This window comes from Ruegeria sp. HKCCD6426, assembly GCF_057221115.1.
Genome location: NZ_JBWVBF010000001.1, coordinates 478746 through 493702 on the forward strand (window position 1 = coordinate 478746; position 14957 = coordinate 493702).

Here is a 14957-nt window from a genome sequence, read left to right on the forward strand (position 1 = left end):
ATGAGCGATGCATTGAAAAAGCTGAAAGATCGCTTTCCCGGGGCGCAAACTTTCAAGTTCGGTGACAATCGTGCTTTGTGTGATGAATTGCTGGAACTGGTCCGCGTTGGAAAGAAAACTGCAACGTGTGGCGCGCTCAAGGATTTTTCTGATGGGGATGACGAAATGCCGAAGCCCGGCCGACGCGACATCGCGTTGGATTGGGACAACCGGCCTGCTTTGATTATCGAAACGGTCGACGTAACCATCGAAAGATATTGCGATGTATCCGAAGATTTCGCTTTGGCCGAGGGTGAGAATGACACCCTTGACGGTTGGCGCGAAGGACATCGCAGGTATTTCGAGCGAAACGGCGGGTTTGATCCGGAGATGGAACTGGTGTGTGAGCGGTTTCGTCTCGTCGAAGATTTGGCAAGGGAAGGGTGATCGCCAATGTTCAATAAAATCCTGATTGCCAATCGCGGTGAAATTGCCTGTCGCGTCATGGAAAGCGCGCAATCGATGGGTGTCTCCTGCGTCGCAGTTTACTCTGACGCGGATGCTGCGTCGAAACATGTGCAGATGGCGGATGAGGCGATCCATATTGGTGGCGCGGCCCCCGCTGAAAGCTATCTGAAGGGCGACGTGATAATTCAGGCCGCGCTAGACACAGGCGCTCAGGCGATCCATCCCGGCTATGGCTTCCTGTCCGAGAACCCGGAATTCGTAGATGCGGTTGAGGCCGCTGGCCTGACATTCATAGGCCCGTCAGCAGATGCGATCCGCAAGATGGGTCTAAAGGATGCCGCCAAGGTTCTTATGGAGCAGGCGGGTGTGCCGGTCGTGCCGGGCTATCACGGAGACAATCAAGACCCCGAGCATCTGTCGGGTGCGGCGGATGCCATCGGTTATCCGGTGTTGATCAAGGCCGTAGCGGGCGGTGGCGGCAAGGGGATGCGGCTGGTTGAGCGTCCTCAGGACTTTGCTGCGGCGCTCGACAGCGCCCGGGGCGAGGCGCAGACGGCTTTCGGCAACGACGCGGTGCTGGTCGAGAAATATGTCGCCAAGCCGCGCCATATCGAGGTGCAGGTATTTGGCGACGGAACGCACGCAGTGCACTTGTTCGAGCGCGACTGTTCCTTGCAGCGTCGCCATCAGAAAGTAATCGAAGAGGCTCCGGCCCCTGGCATGACGCCAGAGATGCGCGAGGCGATGGGGCAAGCAGGTGTGCGCGCCGCCGAGGCCATTGGCTATAAGGGTGCCGGGACCGTCGAGTTTATCGTTGATGCCTCGGACGGTTTGCGCCCGGACCGGTTCTGGTTCATGGAAATGAACACGCGCCTTCAGGTGGAACACCCGGTTACCGAGGCCATCACCGGCATTGATCTGGTAGAATGGCAGTTGCGGGTAGCTTCCGGAGAGACTCTGCCGAAACAGCAAGATGAGTTGTCCATAAACGGGCACTCGTTTGAAGCGCGTCTTTATGCTGAAGACGTGCCCAAGGGGTTCCTGCCTGCAACGGGAACGTTAACTCATCTGGCGTTTCCGGCAGAGTGCCGGGCCGATAGCGGTGTGAGAGCAGGTGACACCATCAGCCCTTGGTACGATCCGATGATCGCCAAGGTCACTGTTCATGGACCGACGCGTGCCGTAGCGCTGGAAACACTGAACCGTGTGTTGCATCGCACCGAGGTCGCGGGGACAGTTACAAATCTGGCTTTCCTTGGCGCACTTACGCGGCACGCCGGATTTGCCTTAGGCGATGTTGATACCGGGTTGATTGGTCGGGATCTGGATGGGCTGATTCAGGAACCTCCACAATCTTTGACGGCCTGTGTCGCGGCGGCGATAACAGCGTTGAACCTTATCGAAGTTACTGAAGAGACTGGGTTTTCCTTATGGGCTCCGCTGCATCGTGCTGTGCAACTGCAGAAAGGTGCGGAGATCATCGACCTTGATGTTCAGGTCGATGGACCCAACCGGCAAAATTGGCAAATAGGTACTGAAACGGTACTTGCCGAGCGCAGGGGCACACGCTGGACGGTTGGTGGGGCGCCCATGCCGCCTGTCTCGGTCAGCGGATCCGAGGTTACAGTTTTCGAACACTATGGGCAGGTTTTCGAAGTCATTGACCCGCTCGACAGGGACGCCAGTGCAGCTGGTGACACCAATGTGATCGAGGCCCCCATGCCTGGTTTGGTCAAGGCTGTCTTTGCCTCAGCGGGTCAGTCGGTACAGGAAGGGGATCGGTTGGCAATTCTGGAAGCCATGAAAATGGAGCATTCCCTGATTGCCGCACGCGACGGTGTGGTGGCTGAAGTGTTGGCTGAAGCCGGGGCGCAGGTCGAGGCCGGTGCTGCTCTGGTTCGATTGGAAGACGAGTGATCTGTTCCGGCGCTGTGTCTCGTGGCACAGTCGGGCCAAAGGTGATGGAAACAAGACAAATCTGGGAGATGCGCAGAAATGGATGAACGGGTCGAGATTTTCGAAGTTGGTCCGCGCGACGGATTGCAGAACGAACAGCATGAAATCCCGGTGGCCGAGAAAGTGGCGCTTGTGGACTGTCTCAGCCGCGCTGGCTTCAACCGGATCGAAGTCGCAAGTTTCGTGTCTCCCAAATGGGTGCCGCAGATGGCCGGCAGTGCCGAAGTGTTGGCAGGTATCTCTCGTGCAGAGGGCGTGCGATATGCCGCACTGACGCCCAACATGCGGGGATATGAGGACGCGCTTGCGGCCAGAGCGGATGAAATCGCGGTATTCGCGTCAGCGTCCGAAGGGTTTTCCAAGGCCAATATCAACGCGAGCATCGCTGAATCCATCGACCGGTTCGTCCCTATCCTGGAGGCTGCCCGGCACATTGATTTGCCGGTTCGGGGCTACGTTTCCTGCGTCACTGATTGTCCGTATGACGGACCAACCGCGCCTGAGAAGGTGGCCGAGGTGGCCGACAGGCTGTTTTCGCTGGGGTGTTATGAAGTATCGCTGGGCGACACGATCGGACAAGGCACGCCTGACAAAGTGGTGCATATGCTGTTGGCCGTAAGAGAACGGATGCCGATGACCCGGCTTGCCGGGCATTTTCACGACACCAACGGCCGAGCCATCGACAATATTGACGCGGCATTGGCGCTGGGCGTGCGGGTATTCGATGCGGCGGTGGGTGGATTGGGCGGATGCCCTTATGCCCCCGGCGCCTCTGGTAACGTCGCGACCGAGACCGTTGCCGCACATTTGGAGCGGTTGGGGTATCAGACAGGGCTGGATGCGGCAGTTCTGGAAGAGGCCGCGCAGATGGCGCGGGCCATGCGTCAAGACTGAGGGGCAGGTATGTTCGAAACGATCTCATTGACCACCGACGCGCGCGGTGTAGCGACGCTGATGTTGAACCGTCCGGAAAAGCACAACGCGATGTCAGCGCTGATGATTGCCGAGTTGACACAGGCTGCCATTCAGTTGGCCGAAAACGACGCTGTGCGCGTGGTCGTGTTGACCAGCACCGGTAAAAGCTTTTGCGCAGGCGGCGATCTGGGATGGATGCAGGATCAGATGGCCGCTGATCCGGCCACACGCTTTGTTGAGGCGCGCAAACTGGCCGAGATGCTGAACGCGCTGAACACACTGCCCAAACCTCTGATCGGAGCGCTGCAAGGCAATGCCTTTGGCGGTGGAGTAGGGCTCGCCTCGGTCTGCGACGTGGCAGTGGGTGTCGATACTCTGAAAATGGGCCTGACAGAAACGCGGCTGGGGCTGATCCCGGCGACGATTGGTCCTTACGTCATTGCTCGCATGGGTGAAGCGCGTGCACGAAGGGTGTTTATGTCTGCGCGCCTGTTTGATGCCCACGAGGCGGTAGATCTAGGGCTTCTGGCGCAGGTGGTTCCCGCGTCGGATCTGGACAGTGCGGTTGAAGCTGAAATTCTGCCCTATCTGTCCTGTGCCCCCGGCGCCGTGGCCTCTGCCAAGCAACTTGTGCAGGCACTGGGACCGCGCATTGACGACGAAGTGATCGACCACACGATCCGGGCGCTTGTGGACCGCTGGAAAACGGATGAGGCGCAAGAGGGAATCACAGCTTTCTTCGACAAACGAAAACCTGCATGGAATAGTTAGGTTTAACGCTTATTTTCTTGGCTAGGGATTCGCGGAAACTGCGGATTATCAACAATCAATGGCAAGCTCAGAATTAGTCCCCTGCGCGTTTCTGTTCGGTTGACCCTCTGACCCCACACGGATAGAGAATGTCCAGTCAACACGCCAATTGACGGCGCACCCATCCGGGGCATGCGCAGGAAAGGAGCTATTCGTGGAAGACCTGTTGCGGGAATATCTCCCGATCCTGGTGTTTCTGGCCGTTGCTATAGGCCTTGGAATCGTCTTGATTCTAGCGGCTGTGGTGCTTGCCGTCCGCAATCCCGACCCCGAAAAGGTCAGCGCTTATGAATGCGGGTTCAACGCGTTCGATGATGCGCGGATGAAATTCGACGTCCGATTCTATCTGGTTTCGATTCTCTTCATCATCTTCGATCTGGAAATTGCCTTCCTGTTCCCGTGGGCCGTTGGCTTCAAGGACATCAGCGATGTTGGTTTCTGGTCCATGATGGTGTTCCTGGCAGTGCTGACCATCGGCTTTGCCTATGAGTGGAAGAAAGGGGCCCTGGAATGGGAGTGATGACGGGTGCAAACACTGCCGGCGTCGACAAGGAAGTCGCCACCCAGGCCCTGAATGCCGAGCTGCAGGACAAAGGGTTCCTGCTGACTTCGACAGAAGACATTATCAACTGGGCTCGTACAGGCTCGCTGCACTGGATGACTTTTGGTCTGGCCTGCTGCGCGGTTGAGATGATGCATACTTCGATGCCGCGTTACGATGCCGAACGGTTCGGGATCGCGCCGCGCGCGTCCCCGCGCCAATCCGACGTGATGATCGTTGCTGGCACCCTTACCAACAAGATGGCCCCGGCGCTGCGCAAGGTCTACGACCAGATGCCCGAGCCGCGCTACGTGATCTCGATGGGCTCCTGTGCCAATGGTGGCGGCTACTATCACTATTCCTATTCCGTTGTGCGCGGCTGTGACCGCGTCGTGCCTGTGGACATTTACGTTCCGGGCTGCCCTCCGACGGCTGAGGCGCTGCTGTACGGCCTGATGCAGCTGCAGCGCAAAATCCGCCGCACCGGCACCATCGTGCGCTGAGGAGAGAGTTGATGAGCGAAGCACTCAAAGAACTTGGCGCACAGCTGGAACTCAAACGAGCCGATTGCGTGCTGTCATGGGATGTGACCCATGGCGAGCTGAACGTGGATGTGGCTCCGTCGAATCTGGTGGAATTCGTCGAATTCCTTAAAACCGACCAAAGCTGCAAGTTCTCATCGCTAGTGGACATCACAGGCGTTGACTATCCCGAACGCGCCAAGCGGTTCGATGTTGTCTATCACTTCCTGTCGATGTACCAGAACCAGCGCATTCGCCTGCGGGTTTCGATCCGCGAGGAAGACATGGTGCCCTCGATCGTCGACGTTCACCCCTCGGCGAACTGGTTCGAGCGCGAGGTGTTCGACATGTTTGGCATCCTGTTCTCGGGTCACCCGGACCTGCGGCGCATCCTGACCGACTATGGCTTCCGCGGCTATCCGCTGCGCAAGGACTTCCCGACAACGGGTTATACCGAGGTCCGTTATGACGAGGCGCAAAAGCGCGTAGTCTACGAGCCCGTCAGCCTGGTGCAGGAGTATCGTCAATTTGATTTCATGTCCCCATGGGAAGGTGCGAACTACATTCTGCCGGGGGATGAAAAACAGGAGAGCGATTGATGGGCACGCTGTTTTGGCTGATCTGTGCACTGACGACCATTCCGATGCTGAAGCTGCTACCTCATTTCGGCATAAACAAGTATTGGGCGCTTGCATGTATCGTGCCGATTGGTGTGCCGATTTTGGCCTGGATCATGGCAATGAAGCTGCAAGAGTTGGAGCGACGCTGACATGATGGGTGAATTAATCGTTTTAGGCGCACTGGGCGTCTTGCTTGCGGGGGCTGCTGCGAAAGCGGCCGAAGCCGAAAAGGTCCGGGTTCGGGCTGAGGCGAAAAAGAACAAACGAGGGCGTTGATGGACGGCTCAAGATACGACGACGGCAGCACGGACGCGCTGAGCGGAGAACAGAAGATCCGCAACTTTAACATCAACTTCGGCCCGCAGCACCCTGCGGCGCACGGGGTTTTGCGTCTGGTTCTCGAGTTGGACGGTGAGATTGTCGAGCGTTGTGATCCGCATATCGGCCTGCTGCACCGCGGTACTGAAAAGCTGATGGAAAGCCGGACGTATCTGCAGAACTTGCCATATTTCGACCGTCTCGATTACGTTGCGCCGATGAACCAGGAACATGCCTGGTGTCTGGCCATCGAAAAGCTGACCGGGGTCGAGGTGCCGCGCCGGGGATCGCTGATCCGGGTGCTGTATTCCGAGATCGGGCGCATCCTGAACCACCTGCTGAACGTGACCACGCAGGCGATGGACGTGGGTGCTCTGACCCCGCCGCTTTGGGGCTTTGAAGAGCGCGAAAAGCTGATGGTGTTCTATGAGCGCGCCTGTGGCGCCCGCCTGCACGCGGCCTATTTCCGCCCCGGCGGCGTGCATCAGGACCTGCCGCCCGAACTGCTGGACGATATCGAGGCGTGGAGCCACGAATTCCCGAATGTGCTCGACGATATCGACGGTCTGCTGACCGAAAACCGCATCTTCAAACAGCGCAACGCTGATATCGGTGTCGTGACCGAAGAAGACATCCAGAAATACGGGTTCTCGGGCGTGATGGTGCGCGGTTCTGGCCTCGCATGGGATTTGCGCCGTGCGCAGCCGTACGAATGCTATGACGAGTTCGAGTTCCAGATCCCCGTCGGCAAGAACGGCGACTGCTATGATCGCTACCTCGTCCGTATGGAAGAGATGCGCCAGTCATTGCTGATCATCCGTCAGGCCATCGCCAAGATTCGCGACTGTCCCGGCGACGTTCTGGCACGCGGCAAGATCACCCCGCCGAAACGTTCGGACATGAAGACGTCGATGGAGAGCCTGATCCATCACTTCAAGCTGTACACCGAAGGCTTCCACGTCCCCGCAGGCGAGGTTTATGCCGCCGTCGAGGCTCCCAAGGGAGAGTTCGGCGTCTATCTGGTCGCCGACGGCACCAACAAACCCTACCGCGCCAAACTGCGCGCACCCGGTTTCCTGCACCTGCAAGCCATGGACCACGTGGCCGGGGGCCACCAACTGGCCGACGTCGCCGCCATCATCGGCACGATGGACGTTGTGTTTGGGGAGATTGATCGGTGACACCTTATCTACTTTCAGTTGGCTTTGTACTCGCGGCCAGCGCGAGCTTCGCTCAAAACGGTTGGGTGTTGTCGGCAGACGGGAGTGCGGGGGACACTTCCGAAGGCGCGATTTATATTCAAGAACTGTTAGATGGCTATACTGAAGAAGGTTCCGCCGCGCTCTATGATGCAGACTCGCCAGAAGCAAAAATTGAGTTCTGCAAAAGTCGACTGAGCTATGCTGAGCGCTCACTTGCTCAGGTACTTTCGGATTTTGAGTATTCGGTCAGCATTTCTGTTAAGGGCGTTGCTCGCCATAATCTGGGCACCGAATGCACACTGAATTCAACTCGTAAAGCTGAAATCAAACTCGAAGGGCCGACCGAATAATGCTCCGCCGTCTGCACCCCGAACAACCCGAAAGCTTTGCCTTCACAGCTGCCAACCAGCAATGGGCCGAAGCGCAGATCACTAAATACCCCGAGGGGCGTCAGGCCAGCGCGGTCATACCGCTGCTGTGGCGCGCGCAGGAGCAGGAGGGCTGGCTGAGCCGTCCGGCGATTGAATCCGTCGCTGACATGCTGGGTATGGCCTATATCCGCGTGCTGGAAGTAGCGTCATTCTACTTTATGTTCCAGCTGCAACCGGTTGGTTCCGTGGCGCATATTCAGGTCTGCGGTACGACCTCTTGTATGATCTGCGGCGCCGAGGATCTGATTGCGGTTTGCAAAGAAAAGATCGCTGCCAAACCGCACGAACTGTCCGCTGATGGCAAGCTGAGCTGGGAAGAGGTCGAATGCCTCGGGTCCTGTACCAACGCGCCGATGGCGCAGATCGGCAAGGACTATTACGAGGATCTGACGGCCGAGAGCTTTGGAAAGATCCTTGATGATCTGACGGCAGGCAAAGTGCCGACCCCGGGTCCACAGAACGGGCGTTATGCAGCCGAGCCTCTGAAAGGGCTGAGCAGTCTGGCTGAGCATGAAGCAGGCAAACCTCAGTACAATGCGAGTGTCGAACTCGCGACCGACCTGGGCGACACGGTTAAACGTATCGACGGAACTGAAGTTCCGATCCTGACCCCTTGGCTGGGCAAAGACGGCAAGGCAGCTGCGACCAAGGCGGCTCCGAAGCCTCCGAAAGCTCCTGCACCAGCGAAACCTGCAGTGAAGCAGGCAGAAGAGGCCAAGGCCGTCAAGGAAGATCAGCCGGAAATACTGACCGCGGCACGGGACGGCAAGGCGGATGACCTCAAGCTGCTGAAAGGTGTGGGTCCGAAGCTGGAACAGACGCTGAACGAGCTGGGCTTCTATCACTATGACCAGATCGCAAAGTGGACACCGGAACAGGTGGCTTGGGTCGATGCGCGGCTGAAGTTCAAAGGTCGAATCGAACGTGACGGCTGGATCGAACAGGCGGCCAAACTGGCGGCGGGTGAGGAAACCGAATTCGCCAAACGTGCCAAGGAAGACGGCACTTACGAAGATTAAGACGCGATGCCCATCCGGGGCATCTAGGTGAGATGGATAACGACAAGGAACTGGCCATAGCCCGAAAGGGCCGACATATCGGGGTGGTCATCGCCGTGACCATGCTGCTGTGGCTTGCCATGACGTTATTCATCGGCCCCGCGCTAGGGATGCCGGGGCGCTATGCGCTGCTGTTTGATTTTGCCGCTCTGGCAGGATTCATCTATGCGGGCGTCAACATATTTCAACTCTGGCGCATGCGTCAGGACAGCTGAAGGTAACACGCGATGCTGAAGGATCAGGACCGGATCTTTACCAACATCTACGGGATGCACGAGCGCACGCTGAAAGGCGCGCAGGCCCGCGGGCATTGGGACGGCACCGCTGGCCTGATCGGCAACGGGCGTGACTGGATCATCCAGACCATGAAAGACTCAGGTCTGCGCGGTCGCGGCGGCGCGGGATTCCCGACGGGCTTGAAATGGTCTTTTATGCCCAAGGAAAGTGACGGTCGCCCGGCTTATCTGGTTGTGAACGCGGATGAATCCGAGCCCGGCACCTGTAAAGACCGCGAGATCATGCGCCACGATCCGCATACGCTGATCGAAGGTTGTCTGATCGCGTCTTTCGCGATGAATGCGCATACCTGCTACATCTACCTGCGCGGCGAGTACATCCGCGAACGTGAGGCGCTGCAGGCTGCGATTGACGAAGCCTATGACGCCGGTCTGCTGGGTAAGAATGCCGCTGGCTCGGGCTGGGATTTCGACCTGTTCCTGCATCACGGGGCAGGGGCTTATATATGCGGTGAGGAAACCGCCCTGATCGAAAGCCTTGAGGGCAAGAAGGGCATGCCGCGCATGAAGCCACCTTTCCCGGCAGGCGCGGGGCTGTATGGCTGCCCGACCACGGTGAACAATGTGGAATCGATTGCCGTGGTTCCAACCATCCTACGCCGGGGCGCGGATTGGTTCGCGGGCTTTGGTCGCCAAAACAACGCGGGTACCAAGCTGTTTGCGATCTCAGGCCATGTGAACAACCCCTGCGTCGTCGAAGAGGCGATGTCCATCTCGTTCGAAGAGCTGATCGAAACCCATTGCGGTGGCATTCGCGGTGGTTGGGACAATCTGCTGGCGGTAATCCCAGGTGGGTCCTCGGTGCCTTGCGTACGCGGTGAGAACATGCGCGATGCGATTATGGATTTCGATTATCTGCGCAACGATTTGGGATCAGGCCTGGGAACGGCAGCAGTGATCGTGATGGACAAGTCCACGGACATCATCAAGGCGATCTGGCGTTTGTCCAAGTTCTACAAGCATGAAAGCTGCGGTCAGTGCACGCCCTGTCGTGAAGGCACCGGCTGGATGATGCGCGTGATGGACCGTCTTGTCCGTGGCGAGGCCGAGCCGGAAGAAATCGACATGCTGTTCGATGTAACCAAACAGGTCGAAGGTCACACGATCTGCGCCCTCGGCGATGCCGCCGCATGGCCGATCCAGGGCCTGATCCGTAATTTCCGGGAAGAAATCGAAGATCGCATCAAGGCCCAGAAGTCGGGCCGTATGGGTGCAATGGCAGCGGAGTAAACCCAATGGAAGTCTACGCCGACTATTCACATGCAATCGCCTCGCTGGTGGTCTTTACACTGATCGTTCTGTTTCTGTCGCCATTCTCGGCGCTGGCGAAGCAAGGTAAAGGTCTGGCACCGGGGGCGACTCCGGATCAGGATTATTCGGAAAAGGCGTATCGTCTCAACCGCGCCTATCTGAACGGCACGGAAACGCTGCCTGCGTTCCTGACAGTGACTTTGGCCGCCATTCTGCTGGGAGCCAGCCCGCTCTGGGTAAACTTGTTGGCATCCATTGCACTGGTAGCGCGCATCGTCATGCTGGTGATCCATTTGCGTGGACTTGGTGCTCCGCACAGCGGGCTGCGCTCGATTTTCTATGTGGTTGGCTGGGCTTGCATGCTGGTCCTTGGGCTGATGGCATTGGTGGCGGCTTTCTGATGATGAGAGTGAACGTTCAATCTCAACTCTCTTCGCGTCTTTGTACGTCGTTAAAGGGCATGATTGCGGCTAAGCGAGTGACGTTGGTCGGTGCAGCTGCCGTTGTCTCGCTAGTTTCGGCCTGTGGCTCCGCGCCATCCAGTGATCGAGTCCTGTTTGATGGCAAGTCTTTTCGCGCCAGTGCCAAGGCTGTGGACAAGCGGGCAACGCCTGCTGAGTTTCGGGTAACGGTGAGCGGCGTATCGGCATCCTTGGACGGTGCACGCGAAGCTGGCCGATACGAAGGGACAAAATTCTGCATTCAAAATTTCGGCTCGTCCCGTATCGCGTGGTCGGTTGGGCCTGACACCGAACCTCAAAACCTGCGGATTGAAGATGACAAACTGTTATTTGCAGGAACCTGTCGTCGGCCATGAACCGTGTTTCCGCATATCAACGTTTGGCTGGTAGGCTGCTATTGAATAACAGCCCGGTCGCGGCTCGTCTTGAGGAATCCAAGACGAAAGGAAAGCCGATGTCTGCTGTAAAAACGCTCGCGTTAGCCGCAGTGTTAATGGTGCCCGCCGCCGCTGAGGCGAAGCCGCCCTTGAGGAATGTCAAAGAGATCGACAACGAACTCTATTACATCGCCATCGCAAACGAGATTTCAAAGTACTGCTCGTCGATCAGCGGGCGTCGAATGAAGGCGATTGGGGTGATGTGGGGATTACGTTCCAAAGCGAACGATCTGGGCTATTCGGACAAGGAGATCCGGGCTTACGTGGAATCGGACGCCGAGAAGGATCGGATGCGCGCAAAGGGTAAGACTTATCTGGCACAGCACGGCGTAACCTACGAAAATCCTGAAACATTCTGCACGCTGGGTCGGGCAGAGATCGAAAGAAACAGCGCCATTGGCGTGTATTTGAGGGCGAACTAGACGATGTCTGACCTCCGCAAAGTCAATATCGACGGACAGGAAATCGAAGTCGATGGCGCGATGACCCTGATCCAGGCCTGTGAAGAGGCTGGGGTCGAAGTGCCGCGTTTCTGCTATCACGAGCGTCTGTCGATTGCCGGGAACTGCCGGATGTGCCTGGTCGAGGTCGTAGGCGGCCCGCCGAAGCCGGCGGCTTCGTGTGCGATGCAGGTACGTGATCTGCGCCCCGGTCCGGAAGGGCAGGCGCCGGTGGTCAAGACGAACTCGCCCATGGTCAAGAAGGCCCGTGAAGGGGTGATGGAGTTTATGCTCATCAACCACCCGCTCGATTGCCCGATCTGCGATCAGGGCGGTGAGTGCGACCTGCAGGATCAGGCGATGGCCTATGGTCTGTCGGGCACCCGGTTCAAAGAGGCCAAGCGCGCGGTGGACGACCTGAACCTCGGCCCGCTTGTGTCGACCGCGATGACCCGCTGCATCTCATGCACCCGCTGTGTGCGCTTCACCACCGAGGTCGCGGGGATCAGCCAGATGGGCCAGACCGGGCGCGGCGAGGATGCCGAGATCACCTCGTATCTAAATCAGACGCTCGACTCGAACATGCAGGGAAATATCATCGACTTGTGCCCGGTCGGCGCGCTTACGTCCAAGCCCTATGCCTTTACTGCTCGCCCGTGGGAACTGACCAAGACAGAGTCCATCGATGTTATGGATGCCTTGGGTTCCAACATCCGCGTGGACACCAAGGGGCGCGAAGTTATGCGTTTTCTGCCACGCAACCATGACGGCGTGAACGAGGAATGGATCAGCGACAAAACCCGGTTTGTTTGGGACGGTCTGCGTCGTCAGCGGTTGGACCGGCCATATGTGCGCGAAAACGGCAAACTGCGTCCGGCCACATGGCCCGAGGCGCTGACCAAAGCGGCCGAAGCGTTGAAAGGGGCCGAAAAGCCTGCAGGGATCGTGGGCGATCTTGCCCCGGTCGAGGCAGCCTTTGCTCTGAAACAAATGATCGAAGGGCAGGGCGGTGTCGTGGAATGCCGCACTGATGGTTCGAAACTGCCTGCGGGCAATCGCGGAGCATATGTGGGGACGGCCGCGATCGAAGATATCGATGCGGCTGAACGCATTCTTCTGATCGGGACCAACCCGCGCGACGAAGCGCCGGTCCTCAACGCCCGCATCCGCAAGGCCTGGAACCAGGGGGCCGAGGTGGCTCTAGTCGGGCCCGCCGTTGATTTGACGTATACCTACCATCATGTCGGTGATGACCGCGCAGCGTTGCAAAGCGTCGTCGACATGGGCGGCGATGATGAGATCAAAGGCAAGCGCTCGCTGGTCATCATCGGGCAGGGCGCTCTGCAAGAGGCCGACGGCGCGGCTGTTCTGGCTGCCGCGCAGGCGATTGCAGCAAATACCGAAAGTGGCCTGATCGTTCTGCACACCGCAGCTTCACGCGTTGGTGCGATGGATGTCGATGCTACCAACGAAGGCGGCATGGAAGCGGTCAGCGCGGCTGACGTGATCTACAATCTGGGCGCGGACGAAGTCGAAATCGGTGACGGAGCCTTTGTAATCTATCAGGGCAGCCACGGTGATCGGGGGGCACACCGCGCTGACGTGATCCTGCCGGGCGCGGCCTATACCGAAGAAAACGGGTTGTTCGTGAATACCGAAGGTCGCCCGCAACTTGCGATGCGGGCTGGGTTTGCTCCGGGAGAGGCCAAGGAGAATTGGGCGATCCTGCGGGCGTTGTCGGCCGAATTGGGCGCAACACTTCCCTTCGACTCACTGGCGCAGCTTCGGACGGCACTGATCGAGGCGGTGCCTCATCTGGCACGCATCGGCGACGTGACTGAGAACGAGGTGCAGCCCTTGCAGGCCGCGTTACTGGGCAAAGCATCCTTCTGCTACGCGATCAAGGACTTCTATCTGACCAACCCGATTGCCCGTGCATCGCAACTGATGGCCGAGCTTTCGGCGCAGGCCCAGGCCCGCAAAGCCGAAAAGATCGCGGCAGAATGAATCAAACCTGTTTCATATCGCACAGCAGTATGCGCGCCGGATCAGTCGGTGCCGCAGTTGGTGAATTGCTTATGAAACTGAACAAAAAGGGTGGCGTATTGGCAGCGGATGCTGTTTACACCAACGCGCCGACCCAGCCGCAGTTCGCGCAGGCACAAGGCCTTCGCAACGCACGCGGAAAACGGAATACCCACGGTGTGAGGACCAATGGCTGAATTCTTTAACACCCCAGGCGGAATAGCGATCATCATCCTGGCACAAGTGCTTGCAGTTGTGGCCTTCGTGATGATCTCGCTGTTGTTCCTTGTCTATGGCGACCGCAAAATCTGGGCGGCTGTCCAGATGCGCCGTGGCCCCAACGTCGTGGGCGTCTACGGCATTTTGCAATCGGTGGCGGATGCGCTGAAATATGTGGTCAAGGAAGTGGTCATTCCCGCAGGGGCTGACCGGGCCGTGTTCATTCTGGCCCCGATGACCAGTTTTGTTCTGTCGCTGATCGCCTGGGCAGTTATCCCGTTCAACGATGGCTGGGTGCTGTCCGATCTGAACGTTGCGGTGCTGTATGTTTTCGCTGTCTCGTCATTGGAAGTTTATGGCGTGATTATGGGCGGTTGGGCGTCGAACTCGAAGTACCCTTTCCTTGGCTCACTGCGCTCCGCCGCTCAGATGATCTCATACGAGGTTTCCATCGGTCTGATCATCATCGGTGTCATCATCTCGACCGGGTCGATGAATTTCGGTGCTATTGTAGGTGCTCAGGACACCGGATACGGCTTCTTCGGCTGGTACTGGCTGCCGCATTTCCCGATGGTTTTCCTGTTCTTCATTTCGGCGCTGGCCGAAACCAACCGCCCGCCGTTCGACCTGCCCGAGGCGGAATCGGAGCTGGTAGCCGGCTATCAGGTGGAATACTCCGCGACCATGTTCCTGCTGTTCATGGCGGGCGAATACATTGCAATTTTCCTGATGTGCGCTCTGACCACGCTGTTGTTCTTCGGCGGCTGGCTGTCACCCATTCCGGGCCTGCCTGACGGCGTGCTGTGGATGGTCGGCAAGATGACCTTCTTCTTCTTCATCTTCGCAATGGTCAAGGCAATCACCCCCCGTTACCGCTATGACCAGCTGATGCGGCTGGGTTGGAAAGTGTTTCTGCCCTTCTCGCTGGCCTGGGTGGTGTTCGTAGCCTTCGCGGCGAAATTCGAATGGTTCTGGGGCATCTTCGCCCGTTGGAGCGTAGGAGGCTGAT

The 14957-nt window shown here is 58.2% G+C and carries 20 protein-coding genes; 19 read left to right on the forward strand and 1 reads right to left on the reverse strand.

Annotation, left to right across the window (positions count from 1 at the left end; genetic code table 11):
• The 15 genes from AC2TDA_RS02380 (at window position 1) to AC2TDA_RS02450 (ending at window position 10767) form a co-directional block, all read left to right on the forward strand.
• Window positions 1-426, forward strand: a complete 426-nt coding sequence (locus AC2TDA_RS02380) for an ASCH domain-containing protein (RefSeq protein ID WP_480878689.1) — start codon at window positions 1-3, stop codon at window positions 424-426.
• Window positions 427-432: 6 nt separating this feature from the next.
• Window positions 433-2364, forward strand: a complete 1932-nt coding sequence (locus AC2TDA_RS02385; protein WP_480878690.1) for an acetyl/propionyl/methylcrotonyl-CoA carboxylase subunit alpha — start codon at window positions 433-435, stop codon at window positions 2362-2364.
• A 78-nt stretch (window positions 2365-2442) separates the two neighbouring features.
• Entirely contained in the window at window positions 2443-3297 is an 855-nt protein-coding gene (locus AC2TDA_RS02390) for a hydroxymethylglutaryl-CoA lyase (protein WP_480878691.1), read from the forward strand.
• Between the two features lie 9 nt (window positions 3298-3306).
• Window positions 3307-4089, forward strand: coding sequence for a crotonase/enoyl-CoA hydratase family protein (locus AC2TDA_RS02395; RefSeq protein WP_480878692.1), 783 nt, complete (start codon window positions 3307-3309; stop codon window positions 4087-4089).
• 193 nt (window positions 4090-4282) lie between these two features.
• Window positions 4283-4648 carry an NADH-quinone oxidoreductase subunit A gene (locus tag AC2TDA_RS02400; RefSeq protein ID WP_480846456.1) on the forward strand — a complete coding sequence of 122 codons (366 nt, stop codon included), beginning with the start codon at window positions 4283-4285 and terminating at the stop codon, window positions 4646-4648.
• On the forward strand, window positions 4639-5172 hold the full coding sequence (locus AC2TDA_RS02405) for a NuoB/complex I 20 kDa subunit family protein (RefSeq protein ID WP_010442777.1): 534 nt from the start codon (window positions 4639-4641) through the stop codon (window positions 5170-5172). The genes AC2TDA_RS02400 and AC2TDA_RS02405 overlap by 10 nt, the downstream gene beginning before the upstream one ends.
• 11 nt (window positions 5173-5183) lie before the next feature.
• Entirely contained in the window at window positions 5184-5789 is a 606-nt protein-coding gene (locus AC2TDA_RS02410; protein WP_480846457.1) for an NADH-quinone oxidoreductase subunit C, read from the forward strand.
• Window positions 5789-5959 (forward strand): hypothetical protein, encoded by a 171-nt coding sequence (locus AC2TDA_RS02415; protein ID WP_480846458.1) that lies wholly within the window; start codon window positions 5789-5791, stop codon window positions 5957-5959. Before AC2TDA_RS02410 ends, AC2TDA_RS02415 begins: the two co-directional genes overlap by 1 nt.
• Window position 5960: 1 nt before the next feature.
• On the forward strand, window positions 5961-6086 hold the full coding sequence (locus tag AC2TDA_RS02420) for a hypothetical protein (protein WP_480878693.1): 126 nt from the start codon (window positions 5961-5963) through the stop codon (window positions 6084-6086).
• Entirely contained in the window at window positions 6086-7309 is a 1224-nt protein-coding gene (locus tag AC2TDA_RS02425) for an NADH-quinone oxidoreductase subunit D (RefSeq protein ID WP_480846460.1), read from the forward strand. Before AC2TDA_RS02420 ends, AC2TDA_RS02425 begins: the two co-directional genes overlap by 1 nt.
• A complete protein-coding gene (locus AC2TDA_RS02430; protein WP_480878694.1) occupies window positions 7306-7680 on the forward strand; it encodes a hypothetical protein in 375 nt (124 codons plus the stop codon). The genes AC2TDA_RS02425 and AC2TDA_RS02430 overlap by 4 nt, the downstream gene beginning before the upstream one ends.
• On the forward strand, window positions 7680-8780 hold the full coding sequence (gene nuoE / locus AC2TDA_RS02435; RefSeq protein WP_480878695.1) for an NADH-quinone oxidoreductase subunit NuoE: 1101 nt from the start codon (window positions 7680-7682) through the stop codon (window positions 8778-8780). The genes AC2TDA_RS02430 and nuoE overlap by 1 nt, the downstream gene beginning before the upstream one ends.
• 32 nt (window positions 8781-8812) lie before the next feature.
• On the forward strand, window positions 8813-9034 hold the full coding sequence (locus AC2TDA_RS02440) for a DUF5337 domain-containing protein (protein ID WP_480878696.1): 222 nt from the start codon (window positions 8813-8815) through the stop codon (window positions 9032-9034).
• Between the two features lie 12 nt (window positions 9035-9046).
• Complete coding sequence (nuoF, locus tag AC2TDA_RS02445; RefSeq protein WP_480878697.1) at window positions 9047-10345, forward strand: NADH-quinone oxidoreductase subunit NuoF; 1299 nt, start codon at window positions 9047-9049, stop codon at window positions 10343-10345.
• Between the two features lie 5 nt (window positions 10346-10350).
• Entirely contained in the window at window positions 10351-10767 is a 417-nt protein-coding gene (locus AC2TDA_RS02450) for an MAPEG family protein (protein ID WP_480846466.1), read from the forward strand.
• A 22-nt stretch (window positions 10768-10789) separates the two neighbouring features.
• On the opposite strand, the gene AC2TDA_RS02455 is transcribed toward AC2TDA_RS02450, so the two are convergent.
• Complete coding sequence (locus AC2TDA_RS02455) at window positions 10790-11068, reverse strand: hypothetical protein (protein WP_480878698.1); 279 nt, start codon at window positions 11066-11068, stop codon at window positions 10790-10792.
• A gap of 213 nt (window positions 11069-11281) precedes the next feature.
• On the opposite strand from AC2TDA_RS02455, the gene AC2TDA_RS02460 reads away from it, so the two are divergent.
• The 4 genes from AC2TDA_RS02460 (at window position 11282) to nuoH (ending at window position 14956) form a co-directional block, all read left to right on the forward strand.
• Window positions 11282-11686, forward strand: coding sequence for a DUF5333 domain-containing protein (locus AC2TDA_RS02460; RefSeq protein WP_480878699.1), 405 nt, complete (start codon window positions 11282-11284; stop codon window positions 11684-11686).
• Window positions 11687-11689: 3 nt separating this feature from the next.
• Window positions 11690-13711, forward strand: a complete 2022-nt coding sequence (nuoG, locus tag AC2TDA_RS02465) for an NADH-quinone oxidoreductase subunit NuoG (protein WP_480878700.1) — start codon at window positions 11690-11692, stop codon at window positions 13709-13711.
• Window positions 13712-13782: 71 nt separating this feature from the next.
• Complete coding sequence (locus AC2TDA_RS02470) at window positions 13783-13926, forward strand: hypothetical protein (RefSeq protein WP_480896844.1); 144 nt, start codon at window positions 13783-13785, stop codon at window positions 13924-13926.
• Window positions 13919-14956 carry an NADH-quinone oxidoreductase subunit NuoH gene (nuoH, locus tag AC2TDA_RS02475; protein WP_480846470.1) on the forward strand — a complete coding sequence of 346 codons (1038 nt, stop codon included), beginning with the start codon at window positions 13919-13921 and terminating at the stop codon, window positions 14954-14956. The genes AC2TDA_RS02470 and nuoH overlap by 8 nt, the downstream gene beginning before the upstream one ends.
• The last annotated feature ends 1 nt before the right edge of the window (window position 14957 follow it).

Excerpts from the sequence above, each read along its gene's own strand:
- AC2TDA_RS02420 (WP_480878693.1), top strand. The coding sequence starts at position 5,961 with ATGATGGGTGAATTAATCGTTTTAGGCGCACTGGGCGTCTTGCTTGCG.
- nuoH (WP_480846470.1), top strand. The coding sequence starts at position 13,919 with ATGGCTGAATTCTTTAACACCCCAGGCGGAATAGCGATCATCATCCTG.
- AC2TDA_RS02455 (WP_480878698.1), bottom strand. The coding sequence starts at position 11,068 with ATGCAGAATTTTGTCCCTTCGTATCGGCCAGCTTCGCGTGCACCGTCC.
- nuoE (WP_480878695.1), top strand. The coding sequence starts at position 7,680 with ATGCTCCGCCGTCTGCACCCCGAACAACCCGAAAGCTTTGCCTTCACA.
- AC2TDA_RS02380 (WP_480878689.1), top strand. The coding sequence starts at position 1 with ATGAGCGATGCATTGAAAAAGCTGAAAGATCGCTTTCCCGGGGCGCAA.
- AC2TDA_RS02425 (WP_480846460.1), top strand. The coding sequence starts at position 6,086 with ATGGACGGCTCAAGATACGACGACGGCAGCACGGACGCGCTGAGCGGA.
- AC2TDA_RS02415 (WP_480846458.1), top strand. The coding sequence starts at position 5,789 with ATGGGCACGCTGTTTTGGCTGATCTGTGCACTGACGACCATTCCGATG.
- AC2TDA_RS02390 (WP_480878691.1), top strand. The coding sequence starts at position 2,443 with ATGGATGAACGGGTCGAGATTTTCGAAGTTGGTCCGCGCGACGGATTG.
- nuoF (WP_480878697.1), top strand. The coding sequence starts at position 9,047 with ATGCTGAAGGATCAGGACCGGATCTTTACCAACATCTACGGGATGCAC.
- AC2TDA_RS02385 (WP_480878690.1), top strand. The coding sequence starts at position 433 with ATGTTCAATAAAATCCTGATTGCCAATCGCGGTGAAATTGCCTGTCGC.
- AC2TDA_RS02440 (WP_480878696.1), top strand. The coding sequence starts at position 8,813 with ATGGATAACGACAAGGAACTGGCCATAGCCCGAAAGGGCCGACATATC.
- AC2TDA_RS02470 (WP_480896844.1), top strand. The coding sequence starts at position 13,783 with ATGAAACTGAACAAAAAGGGTGGCGTATTGGCAGCGGATGCTGTTTAC.
- AC2TDA_RS02395 (WP_480878692.1), top strand. The coding sequence starts at position 3,307 with ATGTTCGAAACGATCTCATTGACCACCGACGCGCGCGGTGTAGCGACG.
- AC2TDA_RS02460 (WP_480878699.1), top strand. The coding sequence starts at position 11,282 with ATGTCTGCTGTAAAAACGCTCGCGTTAGCCGCAGTGTTAATGGTGCCC.
- nuoG (WP_480878700.1), top strand. The coding sequence starts at position 11,690 with ATGTCTGACCTCCGCAAAGTCAATATCGACGGACAGGAAATCGAAGTC.
- AC2TDA_RS02450 (WP_480846466.1), top strand. The coding sequence starts at position 10,351 with ATGGAAGTCTACGCCGACTATTCACATGCAATCGCCTCGCTGGTGGTC.
- AC2TDA_RS02410 (WP_480846457.1), top strand. The coding sequence starts at position 5,184 with ATGAGCGAAGCACTCAAAGAACTTGGCGCACAGCTGGAACTCAAACGA.
- AC2TDA_RS02405 (WP_010442777.1), top strand. The coding sequence starts at position 4,639 with ATGGGAGTGATGACGGGTGCAAACACTGCCGGCGTCGACAAGGAAGTC.